The 13,589-nt window shown below is 46.0% G+C and carries 11 protein-coding genes and 2 tRNA genes; 9 read left to right on the forward strand and 4 right to left on the reverse strand.

From position 1 onward, the window contains the following. The first annotated feature begins 956 nt into the window (after window positions 1-956). The 3 genes from BCY86_RS03980 to BCY86_RS03990 all read left to right on the forward strand — a co-directional run bounded on the left by BCY86_RS03980 (window position 957) and on the right by BCY86_RS03990 (window position 2,759). Window positions 957-1,032 (forward strand) — tRNA-Phe (locus tag BCY86_RS03980). 62 nt (window positions 1,033-1,094) lie between these two features. Next, a complete protein-coding gene (locus BCY86_RS03985) occupies window positions 1,095-1,571 on the forward strand; it encodes a hypothetical protein (protein WP_245776265.1) in 477 nt (158 codons plus the stop codon). A gap of 27 nt (window positions 1,572-1,598) precedes the next feature. Further along, window positions 1,599-2,759 carry a metallophosphoesterase family protein gene (locus tag BCY86_RS03990; RefSeq protein ID WP_083604177.1) on the forward strand — a complete coding sequence of 387 codons (1,161 nt, stop codon included), beginning with the start codon at window positions 1,599-1,601 and terminating at the stop codon, window positions 2,757-2,759. 80 nt (window positions 2,760-2,839) lie between these two features. On the opposite strand, the gene BCY86_RS03995 is transcribed toward BCY86_RS03990, so the two are convergent. Continuing rightward, window positions 2,840-3,226 (reverse strand): hypothetical protein, encoded by a 387-nt coding sequence (locus tag BCY86_RS03995; RefSeq protein WP_075276565.1) that lies wholly within the window; start codon window positions 3,224-3,226, stop codon window positions 2,840-2,842. 53 nt (window positions 3,227-3,279) lie between these two features. Between BCY86_RS03995 and BCY86_RS04000 the strand changes: the two genes are divergently transcribed. Both BCY86_RS04000 and BCY86_RS04005 read left to right on the forward strand, forming a co-directional pair. After that, window positions 3,280-4,578, forward strand: coding sequence for an anthranilate synthase component I family protein (locus tag BCY86_RS04000; RefSeq protein WP_075276566.1), 1,299 nt, complete (start codon window positions 3,280-3,282; stop codon window positions 4,576-4,578). Window positions 4,579-4,645: 67 nt separating this feature from the next. Further along, on the forward strand, window positions 4,646-5,467 hold the full coding sequence (locus BCY86_RS04005) for an SPOR domain-containing protein (RefSeq protein ID WP_075276567.1): 822 nt from the start codon (window positions 4,646-4,648) through the stop codon (window positions 5,465-5,467). Window positions 5,468-5,618: 151 nt separating this feature from the next. On the opposite strand, the gene BCY86_RS04010 is transcribed toward BCY86_RS04005, so the two are convergent. Then, window positions 5,619-5,691: transfer RNA gene (locus tag BCY86_RS04010), tRNA-Lys, on the reverse strand. Window positions 5,692-5,749: 58 nt separating this feature from the next. Beyond that, the gene (locus BCY86_RS04015; protein ID WP_156865060.1) at window positions 5,750-6,424 is read right to left on the reverse strand and encodes a hypothetical protein; all 675 of its coding nucleotides are present in this window, start codon (window positions 6,422-6,424) and stop codon (window positions 5,750-5,752) included. Window positions 6,425-7,248: 824 nt separating this feature from the next. On the opposite strand from BCY86_RS04015, the gene BCY86_RS04025 reads away from it, so the two are divergent. Continuing rightward, entirely contained in the window at window positions 7,249-8,307 is a 1,059-nt protein-coding gene (locus tag BCY86_RS04025) for a polyprenyl synthetase family protein (protein ID WP_083604178.1), read from the forward strand. Next, complete coding sequence (locus BCY86_RS04030) at window positions 8,222-9,700, forward strand: hypothetical protein (RefSeq protein ID WP_156865061.1); 1,479 nt, start codon at window positions 8,222-8,224, stop codon at window positions 9,698-9,700. Before BCY86_RS04025 ends, BCY86_RS04030 begins: the two co-directional genes overlap by 86 nt. Window positions 9,701-10,064: 364 nt before the next feature. Here BCY86_RS04030 and BCY86_RS04035 read toward each other — a convergent pair whose 3' ends face one another. Continuing rightward, window positions 10,065-11,036, reverse strand: coding sequence for a tetratricopeptide repeat protein (locus BCY86_RS04035; protein ID WP_245776266.1), 972 nt, complete (start codon window positions 11,034-11,036; stop codon window positions 10,065-10,067). Window positions 11,037-11,826: 790 nt separating this feature from the next. On the opposite strand from BCY86_RS04035, the gene BCY86_RS04045 reads away from it, so the two are divergent. Both BCY86_RS04045 and BCY86_RS04050 read left to right on the forward strand, forming a co-directional pair. Then, window positions 11,827-12,174 (forward strand): hypothetical protein, encoded by a 348-nt coding sequence (locus BCY86_RS04045; protein WP_156865062.1) that lies wholly within the window; start codon window positions 11,827-11,829, stop codon window positions 12,172-12,174. Between the two features lie 168 nt (window positions 12,175-12,342). Then, window positions 12,343-13,584, forward strand: a complete 1,242-nt coding sequence (locus BCY86_RS04050) for a hypothetical protein (RefSeq protein ID WP_156865063.1) — start codon at window positions 12,343-12,345, stop codon at window positions 13,582-13,584. Window positions 13,585-13,589: the final 5 nt, after the last annotated feature.

Raw genomic sequence — 13,589 nt, forward strand, 5'->3', positions numbered from 1 at the left:
CAAGTTTTTTCTCCAAGGTTGAACTAAAAAAATTGCTTTAAGGCTGAGTAGCAGTGATAGAGAGATTGATGGAAAGGGGAAACCAAAGCCTGAGGTAAAAGAAAAGCATGGTTGAGAGCAGGCGATGACTGACGTGTCTAAGAAACAATAAACTTTTATTTATGGTTTTACTTTTTCAGATGATGATAAACATGTTATTAATATAAAAGAGGCTCTGAAAAGCAGCATTTCGGGTGTTAAAAGTCAACTTGCTTCTAATTTTGGAGTTCATGAATTTCATCATCATTTTATTCCGGTAAGTGATTATGTAATTGCGAATGAAAGTCAAGGAGAGGAAGTTAAGGAAAAATATAAGGAAATCCTAGGTTTGTATAAGACCAATACAAAAGAATTAAAATTTGGTTCTCCTATTTCTTTGGACGAAGATTTAGAATTTGCAGATTATAGATTAGATAGAAAAGATTATGTGTTGATTGGATTGAAGATGAACGTTCGGTCTCTGATAGGAGTCGAAGCGAGTATCAACTCTACTTCAAATTCTTAGAGAAAAACTTTTCTCGGTATAGCTTGAGCTCTAAAAAGGCTTAAGTGGATGTTATTTGGTTTATGGCTGTTAAGAACGAGAATATTCTACTGACTAAGTTTAAAAGAAAAATTAAGAAAAACCACGGGCATAATAGTCAGAAAGCTACAGGAAAAGAGGGTGTTTTTCATTCCCTTCAATCCAATTTGGTTCTAAACTTCAATTTCTTAGAATATTCTATGCTGATAGCGAAGGCAAATATACAATTGCTGGCAGCATAACGATCTAGTCAAAAGACCGATCGGATGAAACAGGGAGCTTTCAGGTCCCTTGTTTTTCGTTTTAAGTAAAAAATGGCGTTTATTTGCATCAAACTCTTGACAACTTGCAGGGGGATGGGGGAAGGTCATCGCCTGTCTTTCGGTAGAGAAAGGCCCAGGTAGCTCAGTCGGTAGAGCAGGGGACTGAAAATCCCTGTGTCGGCGGTTCAATTCCGTCCCTGGGCACCACGGTTTTCAGTGGTGTGTAAGCATACCGAGCAGCGTTTCACTTCCAAAAAAGATAGATCGTAATGAATGGGCTAAAGCGTGCAATTGTTCTTCTATTGAGTTTGGGATGGATGGCCTGCTCGAAAACATACATTCCCAATACCGATGTGGAAGACAAAGAGATCAATCGAGCGGTGATTCTCTTTTGTGAGCGGTATCGGCACGCTGTAGAGGAAAGAAATGTTGGGGAGTTGCTCAAGTTAGCTAGCCCAGCCTATCACGAGGATGGTGGAAATACGCGCGGGGATGATGATCTTGACTATGAAGGTCTCAAGGAATATCTGACGGAGACATTTATCAAGACGAATTCAATCCGTTATGAGATTCGCTATCGGCGTATTACATTTACAGAGCGAAACTATATTTACGTAGATTATACGTATGCGGCCAGTTATAAAATCCCTGGTTTGAAGGGGGAAGAGTGGAAGCATACGATTGCGGACAATCGGCTCGAGCTTGTGATCGATGGAGATAGTTACAAAATTATTGCGGGGATGTGATCTGCCGCTTATCATTTAATTGGAACGATGAGTTCCTTTGTGATTGCACATATTTCTGATCTTCATCTTTCTTCCTTTGGAGATACACTGGTCGATCGTCAGTATCGTGTTAAGCGGAGCGCTCTTTCCGTTTCATTCAATGCGAGGCGGCATGAGCTCTGTTTGGAGATAGAAGGCTGGAGCATCGTTCGCGATCGGTTATTCCGAAAGAAAGTGTTTCTCATTGATCCAGAAGGCTATCGCCATTCTGTGAAGCAGTCCTCTCTTGATCAAGATGGCCTCGATCCTGTTGAGCAAGCAGCCTGTATAGCACTGCAACTGGAGTCACGTCGCGCTTTGACCTTAGCCAAGGAGCTCCCTTCCCCCGCTGCGTTGGATGCGTTGCTTCAAGAGACCCCACGCAATGTCAACCTTCGTTTCCTCTCGTCGCTTCAGCAGATTTGTGCAGCAAAGCCCGATGTGATTTTGATCACGGGGGATTTGACAGATAATGGGAGCGGATATGAGCTCATTGAGGCAGCTTTCGCTCCTTGGGTGCCTGATATGCGGCTCTTGGCAGTGCGCGGCAATCATGATGCTTATTTGTTACCTGTATTGGGGAGCGATCGCCCCCGACCAACGCGAGAGACCAAAAATAAAGCATGGCTCAATTTCGCTCATCGGATCGGTTTGGATCTCGATGAAAGCGGAGCATGGTGTGTGGCTTATGCGGAAGCGGGATTAATTGTCGTTGGATTGGACTCCTGTACGCAGCCCCCCCCGAGATTCTTTCGCCATAATGGGAGTATTGGAGCCCTCCAACTTGATTACATTCAGCAGATTGCGCGCACGGTTGCCTGGCAAAAGGCCCGTCATCGCCTAGTTGCTTTTCATCATCATATTGTCCCTCTTTCAAAGGGGATTGGAAAGAGGCACCCTCCTGAAATGGGAATGAAACTGGATGATGCGCCTGAAGTCGCAAAAGTGCTCAATGAGATTGGTGCAACCATTATTTTGCACGGTCACCGGCATATCAGCGAGCATAGGCATCCTGCCGGCTGCCATTTTCAATTGCTCTCCTCTCCTTCGCTTACACTCGGATGCAAGAGTGGAGATACTCCTTCGTTTTGGAGGCTTGAATTGGGGAATCACGTTCAAGTATCTCGCGTCCGGCTTTCTCATGGGGAGAGGATCCCCAGTGAAGGTTGATTGTTAAGCCACTTTTCTTCGTAAGAAATCCTCGCATCGATTGCTTGATCTGCAGCCATGTTCTTAGCAGATGATAATGACTATTTCTTTTCTGTACTGCCATCAGCGGGTGGAGTTAACCACTGACAGCCTGGAACATCTTGAGGAGTGAGAACGGCCGTGCAGTTACCTTTTTCTATTTCATTGAGGCATGCCTTGACCTGTTCCACAGAGGGGGAGGAGGGGATAACCATTCCGTGGAGGCATGCGATCTGATAATAATTCATGCATGCTGCGATCGGATCTTGAGACTGTTGAGAAGGAGGGATGCGGGACAGATCGCGACCGCATTCATTGGCGTGTCTGCATCGCGCGTATTCGATTTTTTGGCAGTCATTGGTTGCGATAGAATTGGTTCCACATCCTGCTCCTAGAGTGGAGGGTAAGACTATCGCAAAAAGGTATGGAGAAGATCTTCGTTGCAGCATCGAAACACTTTATTATCTAATTATCTTTAAAACAGAAGAAGAACCTGCTTAATATGAGTGTTGCTCTCGAGTTAAACCTAGCGCCTAGAGTCGATACACTTGCTCGCGCATTGCGGGATCGGCGTGGGCTCGCTGTGCTTTTAAGTAGTCCCACTCATGCTCTCCGTCTAGAAGATGCGCGTTTCAGTTATATTGCTTGCGATCCTGTGGAGGTTTTTCAGGGCTGGATCCCGCCTCCTTCTGCTCAAGAGGAAGGGTGGGGAGGGTATTCTGCCGCCCCCCGTTGGATTGGAGGGATCCCTTATGAAGCGATGCGCAACATTGAGCGCAGTTCCTATAAGCCTGTAGAGCGACGCCCTCCTCCGTGGACGGAGCAACCTATTTGGTTTCGATATGATGCCGTATTGCGGGTGGATCATCTTTCAGGGCAGGTTGTAATCGAAGGGGATGATGAGCGATCACGCATGCAGTTAGCTCGGAAAATCGACATCACTCTTTCCCATCCAAAACCGTTTTCAATAGAGCAAATTATCTGTGAGGAATTGGATTCTCAGTATCTCTCTCGGATTCGTACGGCTCTGGAATGGATAAAGCGCGGTGATATTTATTTAGTGAATATGGCTCGTCAGCTTGTGTCTCGTGTCGATGGTTCTCTACTGGATCTTTTTCTTGCTTTGTATCGTCGCTCGCCCGCACCTTATGGTCTTTTTTTGGATACTGGCCATTCCGTTTGGTGTGCTGCGAGTCCAGAACTCGCTCTTGAAGTGAGAAGAGGGAGAATACGTACAGGACCTATCAAGGGGACGAGACCTCGCGGTGTGGATGCGCAGAGCGATCGCAAACTTCAGCAGGAGCTTGCTTGTAGCGAAAAGGAGAAAGCGGAGCTGGCGATGGTGACTGATCTCCATCGTAATGATCTCGGGATCGTAGCGCGGCGAGGTGGGGTGCGCGTGCGTTACGGAGAACATTTCCTTCCCACCAAGACAGTTTGGAGCCGTATTTCTGAGGTAATTGCTGTACTACGTCCTGATGTGTCTTGGGATCAGGTGCTACGTGTTACCCTCCCGTGTGGGAGCGTGACAGGTGCGCCCAAAATCCGTGCAATGGAGGCAATTGCTACCTTAGAGCCTTTCCGGCGTGGGTTGTATACAGGAGCGTTTGGTTATATGGGAAGAGATGGGGCTTTCTGCCTTTCAGTCGCAATCCGTATGTTAGAGGTCAAAGAAAAAGCGCTTGTATATTGCTCAGGAGGAGGAATCGTAGCGGATAGCGATCCCCATGCTGAACTTGAGGAAACTCATTGGAAAGCTGCTCAACTTGTCTCTTTGAGTGCGCAAGGAAGAGAGACTTAGGATAGACGCAAGGGATCAAGTATGATATGCTTTTCCAAAGAGTACGTAAGATTTTCTTATCAATACAATGGAGTCTATTCCACCTTTTCCGACTTCCACTTCATCCCCATCCTCTGTTGAACCCAGTGTGCCTGTGGGGATTAGCTTGGCATTTATTGCATTAGCAGCAGCCTTTCTTCTTTTTGCTATTTTGGTTCTCAGCGGTAGGAGAACCTTTGCGATTTTTCATCCCGATCAAGCTGTGTTAGACCTTAACCCTCTATTGAATGATCAAGAGCGATCATCCCATCCTTACCAATCAGATCAATTTTTAAAAGAGGTTACTTTCCCTTCGATTTTAAGTGACAAGCCCTCCCCTACCACCGCTCTTGCAGTGGTCAAGAATTCATTCTCTTCTCATCCTGACGAAAACCCCAAAGAGCCTCCTGTTGCTGACACCTACAGGGGCAATGATGTGCAAGAAATCACCATTCGTCCCCCTTTGCCCGTTGCTAAAAAGCTCGCTCGTGCTTCTCTGTTACCTGCTCGCTATGTGCTTCATCTATCTCCTGTGGTGACGCGATCCAAAGATGCATTAAGTCGAATGGCGGGAGAGGCAGTGCAGTTTCCTTCGACGACTCCATCCAGTGAAGGAGCAGATCCGGATGGATATCAATTACAGATTACTTCTTTTGCATCTTTGCAGGACGCGCGAGTTTTTGTCGATCAACTGCGGGCGCGTGGCCATAAAGCCTATTTCGTGATGTCTCAAGTGTCAGGCAGAGAGCCTTTGTACCGCGTTCGGATAGGCCCTTTCCCGAGCAAACAAGCCGCAGCTGCTTATCGGGTTACTTTTGAAGCAAAAGAGCATATTGTTCCTTTTCTCTTGTTCCATGTTTCCCATGAATGAACTCGCTAATATGAATGCAGAATTTCTTATCCTTGCTGTTGGTCTTTGTGCCCCAGCGCTTATCCACTATGGAGCAAAACTCCTTGTTTGGCATTACCAGCGGTTCACTTGCTCTTTTATAGAAGAGGTTGAAGAGGAAGTGAAAAGGAAGTGGGTCGACTGGGGCTCGAACCCAGGACCTACGGATTAAAAGTCCGCAGCTCTACCAGCTGAGCTATCGACCCTCTAACTCATTTACTATGTGTACCACGAGTGTTCTTTATATCCAGTAAAAAGAGAAAATTATTTAAATCGATTGAGATGTACGATAAACCATTCCCCTTTCCATGCGATCAGGGAACGCACCGGAATCATGATTGGACGCTTTGTGGAAGCTCCTTCAGTGAGTTGATAATGCAAGCGTGCGCCTAAGATTTGGCAGTATCCCAATTTGTTCCACTCTTTCTCTGGGTTAACCCACCGCATACTCCCTTGGAGGACTTCCAATCGTACAAAACGAGCATGAGGGGATTGAGTGCTGAATCGTTGATGAAGCTCATGAATGTCGCGATTGTAATTCGAGATCAATCTGTATTTCCAGTCTGCTTTTGGGTTGGATACTGCTTTTACCTGTTCGTAAGCGGAGAGAGGAAAAAAGAAAAGCATCCCTTTTTGAGGTTGCTCTTGCACGATTGCTTGCCAGAGCGCATCCGCTTTCTCTTTTAATGAGGATTCCGTCGGTTTCTCACAAGGGGGATGGGCAGCAATGGGTGCTGGAGCTGAAGAGCCTACCGTTGTCTTTCTACGAGAAGAGAATGAATTGACTCTTGATGCTTGAGAAAGAGGGGAAGAACTATCTGGGAGGGAGTTGCTCGGTGGGGCTGCTGAAGGGAGGGGAAAAGAGGCGGTTACCTCTGGCGGAAATGAACCGGGGAGCTCTTCGTGTGTGCATTGCATCAATATAACAAGAGTGCACACACGAATCCTCTTTGTGCCAGCTCTCCACATCTTAACTTGAGTGAAGGGGGAGAAGGAAAGCGAGGTTGAAGGCTGAAGATGGGGTTGACAGGAGAGCAAAGACATCGTGTGGAAAATGTGAAAAGGAAGTAAATCGGGTCCTGTTGAGGAATCTATCTCTTCTGGTACTTTAAAACGAGGTTGGATGACAAGAATCGAATAATTTAATCTCTCTTGGGGAGCTTGTCGATCGATGTTGATAGCATCTCAGCGATTGTTTTGCGCGCAGCTACAGTTTGCTTTGTACGTCGATTCAAAAATCTCGTTTCTGTTTCGTAAATTCGTAAGACAGCTGCTAATGCTTTCTGATCTGCAACGCTCTGAGAACAGGAGCGATGGAGGGAGGGGGGTACAGTTGGAAGAGAGGGTAATGAAGAAACATCAGAAGGGGGATGAGGTGAGTTGGATAGGAGAAAATGAGCAACAGACTGATCGAGTACATGAATTGCTTGATCTATTTCGGCAGCACATGGTTTTGAGGTAGAGTCTTGAAAAGGAGATTGAGCTTTTGGTGCAAAACAGCAAGCTTGGGAGATGATGTGATGGGCGCTTTGGCTTATAAAGCCGATCACAAACAGGGTAAAAATACAATAGACGAGTTTTTTCCCTTTTTTTTTTCGCGGTCGGTGGTGTGCATAGACAAGGGTATTTCAGAGACTTTCATTGGTAATTGCGCAGATGTGGCTGGAAAGGGAATGGAAGAAGACTCGTCTTTGTTGATCAATAGGTTCAACTCTTCTCTTTTTTACTTGTGATTGCAAGAAAGATCGTTTTGAAAGAAATCAATGGCGGCTCAGTTTTTAACAGGTGATATGGATCCTCTTACTCCAATGAATAAACTCTATGAGATAACTCTTCTTTCTCATGAGCATACGAAGACGACAGAATGCATTACAACTGCTCGTGCTTTGCTTCAGGAAGATATTGTGTGGGTAGAAGAGAGGTTAAAAGAGATTGTCAAAGTGGGTGTCTCCCCTGCAACCGAAGTGGCCTCTTATCTTCTTGAATCGGGAGGAAAGTGGATCCGACCGATTGCGTTGCTCCTTTCAATGGCCTGTTTTGGACCGATCGATAAGAAAGCGCGGGAATTGGCTGTAGTTGTTGAGCTTGTTCATCTCGCTACGTTGCTTCACGATGATGTGGTGGATGAGGGGCAAGAGCGGCGCGGTCGGCTGGTGGCGAGGCGAATTTGGGGAAATGCAGTCAGCGTTCTTGCAGGTGATCTTCTATTGACACATGCGCTCGAACGCACGCATGCGGTTGGTTATTCTGTTGTCTTGCAGGATCTGATTGGGACGCTGCGACAGCTTGTAGATGGGGAGGTGATTCAGTTAAATGGACGAACAAGAACCATCAATGAAGAAGAATATTTTCAGGTGATCCGCCAGAAAACGGCTTCTCTCTTTGCGTGGGCAGCTCGAGCAGGGGCGTATGCTGGAAAAGCCTCTCAAAATGCTGTGAATGCGTTGGGGGACTACGGGTTTCATCTTGGCGTTGCTTTTCAGTTAATCGACGATGTTCTTGATTATGTTGGCGATCCCAAAATGATGGGAAAGCTCGTGCATGCGGATCTATGCGAGGGGAAACAAACTCTTCCGCTGATTTTATTAATGAAACAGAGTCCTAAACTTGAACAAGAAATGATCCGAGCAAGGGAAGGAAACGAGCAGGCTATTTTTAATTTAATTGAAGGAGTGAATACTTCAGGAGTCTGTCATACGATTCGCTTTTATGCGCTTGAGGAAACAAAAAAAGCAATTGATTCATTGGAAGCGATCCCATCAAGCCCATCGCGTGATCTTCTGGCGAGTGTTGCTCACGATTTGGGTGCTCGGTTGCCGTAGTTCAAAAAAGGGGAGGGTGCTGTTCAGTGCCTTTCTTTTGTGTTGGTGTTTTTTTTCACCTCTTTGCGCTTTTTCTCAGAATTTATCGATTGTTAATAACAACTATACGCTTGAGATTTTTCAAGGTCCGATCATTCTTTCGTCCAATCGGATGACCTCCTTAGGGGGGGCAGTGACGGCTTCTCCCGAGGGTGTGGAAGGGGGATATGCAAATGCGGCTGCTCCGGCTGTACGTGACCCTTTCAGCTTTTCGTGGTGGGATTGTGATGGGAGTATCGGTTTGATGCGATCGGGGGCTTTCAAAAAGACAAATTTCGACAATTCTTCTTTGCCCTCTTCTCATTCAACCAACTTTAATAATTTTTTCTTATTGGGTGCTGGTGGTGGGATTCAACTCGGTTCTTTTGGTGTTTCTGCAATTGCTGATCTGCAGCAGGTTGCAATTACGCCTGAGCGTCCTGAAGATTCTCCACTATCTTTGCGGTTGGTTCGTTGGGTTGGATTGATCGCTCATGCTCTTGAGAAAGAGCAATTGGTGATCGGGGGGGGGATTAGAGGAATTACGGTGCAACTAATGGAGGGTGGACTATTGGAGCATATTCTTATGTCTGTGGTGGGATTCGCACCCCAATTTGGGTTTTTGGTTAAACCCAACGATCAGCCTTGGCGTGTGGGTGCGACGTTTCGAGCGCCGATTGATGTCGCGAATTCGCGAGTGCCGCAGGAGGATAAGCAGGAATTGTCTCCTGTTCGTGTTGGTCGTTTATTGGTGCCCCGTCGTGTCGTTGTCCCTTATGAGTTAGAGATTGGGATTGCTTTTCAGTTAGGTCCAAGGCCTCTTAATCCTCTGTGGACGGATCCTCGTAGAGAGGAGGCAGAGTTTCAAAAGTATTTGCAAATGGCTCGTATGGATACCTTGAGACAGGATGCTTTACTTTCTGGCGCCTCTTCTGTTTCTGAGGAAGAGAGGAAAGCTTTGGCTCAATGGCTTTATCAACGGCGGAAGGCGCGCTATGAAAAATTAGCTCGCTCGAAGTTATTGCTGTTGATGAGTACACTTGTGACGGGAGCAAGTGATGGGGTGGTTAGCGTTCAAGGTCTCTTAGACCAGAATTATGATCAGGTGGGGAGAAAGGTGGTGGTCTCTCCTCGGCTTGGGCTGGAGGGAGAGCCTATTTCCAATTATTTTCGTCTTCGGATGGGGAGTTATCTGGAGCCTTCTCGGTTTTCTGCGGGTCGATTTCGGCCTCATGTGACGGGAGGAGGGGATCTGAAATTAATTAAATGGGATGCTTTTAGTCTGTTTAGGGATGTTGTGTGGAGGGTTACTTTTTCGGTTGATGTGGCATCAGAATATTTTAATTGGGGGGTAGGGATTGGAGCTTGGCATTGAGGGGGATACTTGTGAAGGGGAAGTCGTCTTATTTAAACTGCTTTTTTGTGTTGGGAGGTGGGAGGGTTTTTTGAAAAAAGTTGTTGGTAATTTGTGATTTGTTTTGGGGTCATGTAAGGGAACGGTTCTGTACATTGAATTGGGGATGGGGGGGAGCAAGTATTGAAATAAGCTCAGCCAAATAGCGAGAAGAAAGCAGTTCTGTCTTCCTAATCACAAGATATTAATGGCCCCAATTTCTTTTCGGTTTAATAGAAGGCTAAGTGTGCAGTTTTGTTTAGCAGTGATCTTACGTTAGCTTGGATTAGAGATGCAATTAGTTGAAGGGAGGTATGCTTTTGCCTCCCCTTAAATTTAAATTTTTTTAATTGATGTGGTGTTTGTTCGGTACGCTAATAGACGATTCTTTTTCGAGAAAAACAGTTGTAATTTCTCTTTCCAACGCTTCTCCGATTTCTTCTTCCACCTCTTCCATAGAAGCAGCAATTCGTTCTATATTGCGTTGGTAAATGAAGATTCTGGTTCGTGGAGGATCGGCATTGGTTTTTACTGGAGGGGAAGGGTCGACAAGTACAGGCGCCCGTGGATCGACACCGTCTACAATTAGCTCTGCTCCCGGCAGATCCATAATGAACACGTCTGCTTCACGAATGTATTGAGTGAGCACAGCGTCGAGCTTACTAATCGCTTGTCGCGCCAAGGTGCTGAATGTTTCTGGGGAAAGGGACCAAGAGGGAGCGGGCAGGCTTGAATCTAGAGTTCGTGTTCGCAAAAATGCTTCTGTTGCTCCACGGGCATCTCCTTGATCATCGCGTAGGAGGCCGAGGTAGTATTGGATATCTCCATTCGAAGTGTTGCTTCTTGCTGCTTCTTCGATGAGCGGCTTTGCTTTTTCTAAATCGCCGAGCTCATAAAAGGAGCGACCAATTAAAAAAATATAAATTGAGTCAGAAAGGGGAACATCCGGAATCATAGCCATTGTTTTCTTAGCTTCATCTATATCGGATTTAGCAATAAGTGCATCCACTTTGAGAAGAATGCAATCGCGAATCTCTTGGGGAGACTCCGCATGAGCGAGTGCTCGATCGCACACGTCGATAGCTTCATCTACTTTTCCCAATCGATTGAGAAGGAGATCTGCTGTGTTAAGAAGTACGTCAAAATAACCCTCCTCGAGTTCAATGGCGTTTCGGTAGTAGTGCAGCGCTTGGTGGTATTCTCCTTGGAGAATGGAGGAAACCCCAAGTAAGTTGTAAGCTTCTGCTGAATTTTTATCCAATTCAAGGGCACTCCTTGCACAGGCACCTGCGCCTACACCATCTCCTTTGTAAGCCAACTCCCATCCATGGTCGAGATATCTGGAAAATGGATCCATGAGAAGATATACGAGAAGGTTGAAAAAGAATCAACATTTACGCTGAATGAGTCAATAAGAATAGAAAAAAACGGAAAATGTCGAGCACAAAAGAATGAAACGAAGACATACAGCAAGCGCGGTTGTTTGAACAGTTGTGGGGATGACAGATGGTTTAAGTGAAAGTGCTTTCTCTTCGGTTATGTTTTCCTTTTTTGGGAAAGAGATAAAAGTCGCTCTTTTTTTAATGATGAGCTGGTGTGCAAGCATCGTTGGGGACGTGAAAGATGTGGGATGTAGAGCAAGAGGTTGTGAGGAAAGGGAAACAAACCTATAGTGCTGACTATCTTTTTCTCCTTAGTGGGATGGGGGTGAACGAGGAATGGCTCCTATTTTTTTTGGATAGGGGGCTATGGGATGCGAGAGTCCGAAAGAAAAGAAGGATACGAGCAGGTCTGATAGGAATAGGAGTAGGAGTGGGCTGTGGACGGGGGATGGAGATGGAAGACGAGGCTGTCCATCAGTCTGTGTTCGAGATGACAGATCAATCACCATGGAATCACTTGCCCCCGGAGATATGGGCGAAAGTTTTAAGGTTGAGTGCAGATGACCTAAAGGGACTTTTAAAGTTTCGTGAGGTAAATCGAACGAGCAGAGGCATAGTAGATAACTTGTTGATAAGACCAAAATCTCGAAAAGCACTATTTTCTTACCGCTTTAAGGTTGGAAGGGAAAACTTACGGGGGCAAAGGAAGCCCTGCGTGATGTGTGAATGCGACAGGGAAAACTTCTTGAAGTTTTTGGAGGGGAGGAGGTGTTTTCAATTGAAGAGATCAGGCTAGAAGAAAAGTGTGACCAGGAAATGGTAAAGCTTTTGGAAGGTGCTTCAATCAATTGCTTACGTTTGCTGGTAGGCATGACGGAAGGACAAATCAATCTTTTGGCAGTCTCGCCAATCCTGCAGGAAAACTTGCAGCATCTCTCTGTACTGATCGATGGACGGAGTCCAGATTTGCTGAAAAAAATTGTCTCCTTTCAGATGTTTGAAGACGTTAGCTCTAGAGGCGGAGGGGACGGAGAAGCAGATTCCCCCCTTTGCTTATGCTTGACATCTTTTTAGGAGTGGGAAGGTGCTTGATGCTACTATATTGGTAACTGTAAGCTGAGCAAATGGTCTTTGGAAGAGGAGGAGAAGGGTGCCTATAGTGAAAGAGGGATGGCACTGGTGAGAAAAAAATCTCGAGCAATTATGCGATATACTTTTTATTCATGGGTTTTATGCTGTGTTATGTCTTGTGGGGTTCATTCTTTTCTCGGATTGGTTTGTGCCCCTTACTTTCTCTCGCTGAGAAAGATTCAGATCGTCGATCCTGGAGGGGACCTGACCCTTCCTATCACGCTGGATGAAATCTCGTCTCAGGAAGAGCAGGAGGGCTCTTCGGGTGCTTTAGAGCATTCCGAAACTGCTTTAAAAGGCCATGCAGGGAAGGAGGAAAATATGTCAGAGAAACAAGGATCTCTTTCAGAAAGAGGGCCTCTGGCTGATACAAAAGAGCATCTTTCTTCTTCCTCAAAAGAGGAAATGCAATCACGAGAATGGATCGCTAAAGTGGATGGATGGGCCCCCCTTCGTGATTTTGCTGCTCGTTCAAAGGCGCAACAAAATGCAATTAAAAATCCAGCTTCCTTGCTTAAGCCCTTCAATCAACAAGGTGAGCCCCCTTTTATGACGCTCTGTATTAATTTTAAGGCTGCGCGCAGTCACCCTCTAGGAGCACGCGCAGGTCATTTATTGGAGGCGATCCCAGAGTGGAAAGAGTGGATCGGCGATATGCCTATCCACGTCATGGAACATATCGATTGGCTTGTTTTATTTAGTCCCTCTCTGACATCTTATGCGCAAAATGCCATCATCCTAGGCTATTCTGCTTCTTCCGATGCACTTGTGGATCAATTTTTAGAGCAGGTGACGCAGCGCCTATATCCATCGCGTTCTTTTGATAACACGAAACAAGGAGTGTATACGGTCATGGGGACACTCCATCAATCTCCTCATGTTTTTATGAAAGCTCCTTCTCGCTTGCTTTTGATTGGGCCTGCTGAATTTGCCCCTCTGTTTGCGAAGTTATACGCTTCTTTTTCTTCATTTCCCTTGAAAGCTCAAAAAGGTCAGTCAGATGACTTAGCCTTTCTCTCTTTGCATCGCCCCTCTCGAGGAATACCGATGTTGTCGAAAGCTATACGAGAATTTCGATTTTTTATCAAAATGCATCAATGGACCCATCATATTACCCTAGAAGGTGAAGGAGATTGTAAGAGTGAAGCGGAAGCCCCTAGAGCATCCAGAATGTTGATGGAATTCATTCAGAGCTATAACTCTCTCCCTTTGCGGTTGTTGACACACGGGCTCCTCGATGGGGTTAAGATAGAAGCGAAAGGAAGCAGCCTTCATCTCCATCTCCCTGTGACCGAAAAGCAGCTGGAGGCTTTGCTCTCTTTTGGAGAGTTCCGTTTGGGTATTTCCGAATAGCTTTT

Origin of the sequence: Pajaroellobacter abortibovis (assembly GCF_001931505.1) — a bacterium.
In the GTDB taxonomy this organism is placed as follows: domain Bacteria; phylum Myxococcota_A; class Polyangia; order Polyangiales; family Polyangiaceae; genus Pajaroellobacter; species Pajaroellobacter abortibovis.

Coding starts and splice junctions, on each gene's coding strand:
- BCY86_RS04005 (WP_075276567.1), top strand. CDS start 4,646: ATGGAGTCTATTCCACCTTTTCCGACTTCCACTTCATCCCCATCCTCT.
- BCY86_RS03995 (WP_075276565.1), bottom strand. CDS start 3,226: ATGCTGCAACGAAGATCTTCTCCATACCTTTTTGCGATAGTCTTACCC.
- BCY86_RS04045 (WP_156865062.1), top strand. CDS start 11,827: ATGCGACAGGGAAAACTTCTTGAAGTTTTTGGAGGGGAGGAGGTGTTT.
- BCY86_RS04000 (WP_075276566.1), top strand. CDS start 3,280: ATGAGTGTTGCTCTCGAGTTAAACCTAGCGCCTAGAGTCGATACACTT.
- BCY86_RS04025 (WP_083604178.1), top strand. CDS start 7,249: ATGGCGGCTCAGTTTTTAACAGGTGATATGGATCCTCTTACTCCAATG.
- BCY86_RS04050 (WP_156865063.1), top strand. CDS start 12,343: ATGTCTTGTGGGGTTCATTCTTTTCTCGGATTGGTTTGTGCCCCTTAC.
- BCY86_RS03990 (WP_083604177.1), top strand. CDS start 1,599: ATGAGTTCCTTTGTGATTGCACATATTTCTGATCTTCATCTTTCTTCC.
- BCY86_RS03985 (WP_245776265.1), top strand. CDS start 1,095: ATGAATGGGCTAAAGCGTGCAATTGTTCTTCTATTGAGTTTGGGATGG.